Annotated in this window: 1 protein-coding gene; it reads left to right on the top strand. The window is 63.1% G+C overall.

The features are described from left to right. Positions 1–69: 69 nt before the first annotated feature. Positions 70–1,152, top strand: a 1,083-nt coding sequence (locus ABIB14_RS18705) for an IS256 family transposase (protein WP_354237392.1), incomplete at its 3' end; no start/stop codon positions are given.

Genomic DNA, 1,152 nt, shown 5'->3' with positions numbered 1-1,152 from the left:
GGGACTGTGGAAATAACGGTGTATCCGGCCCAACACGCCAGGCCGTGAGCCTGGCGGGAAGGAGCCGATATGACGGCGACACTGGATGCTGTGAAAAACACGGCGACCGCTACGAAAAAGAACGAGGCTTCCGAGGCTGATGCAGCCCGTGAACTGGTCCGGATGGCCAAGGAGCAGGGGCTGTCCCTGACGGGTCCGGATGGGCTGCTGAAAATGCTGACCAAGACGGTCATCGAGACGGCCCTGGACGAGGAAATGACCGAGCACCTCGGGTACGGAAAGCACGAGACCGCGGCCAAGGAGACCGCCAACTCCCGCAACGGCACCCGCGGCAAAACGGTCCTCACGGAAACAACCGGCCCCGTCGAAATCGAGGTACCGCGGGACCGGAACGGCACGTTCACACCCGTCATCGTCGCCAAGCGCCAGCGCCGCCTGACCGGGGTCGATGAGATGGTCCTCTCGCTCTATGCCAAGGGCTTGACGACCGGGGAGATCAGCGCCCATTTCGCCGAGATCTACGGTGCTTCTGTCTCCAAGGAGACAGTTTCGCGGATCACCGACAGGGTCCTTGAAGAGATGGCGGCGTGGCAGAACCGGCCGCTGGATGAGGTCTACGCGGCGATCTTCATCGACGCCATCGTGGTCAAGATCCGGGACGGGCAGGTCGCCAACCGGCCCATCTACGCCGCCATCGGCGTGACCCTGGACGGGGAGAAGGACATCCTCGGCCTGTGGGCCGGCACCGGCGGAGAGGGCGCGAAGTTCTGGATGAGCGTGCTCACCGACATCAAGAACCGCGGCGTGAAGGACACCTTCTTCCTGGTCTGCGACGGACTCAAAGGCCTGCCCGAAGTCGTCACGAATGTCTGGCCGCTGACGACCGTGCAGACCTGCATCATTCACTTGATCCGGAACACCTTCCGGTTGGCCTCGAAGAAGGACTGGGACGCCCTCAAACGCGATGTGAAGCCCATCTACACCGCCCCGAATGCTGCGGCCGCGCGGGAGGCGTTCGAGGAGCTCACGGAGCGCTGGGGCAAGAAATACGGGGCCATCGTGCGGCTGTGGGAGAACGCATGGGAAGAATTCATCCCGTTCCTGGACTACGACGTGGAAATCCGGCGCGTGATCTGCAGCACCAACGCGATC

This window comes from Arthrobacter sp. UYEF3 (assembly GCF_040546245.1).
Taxonomy (GTDB): Bacteria; Actinomycetota; Actinomycetes; order Actinomycetales; family Micrococcaceae; genus Arthrobacter.
This window is presented reverse-complemented; position numbering and strand designations above follow the sequence as displayed.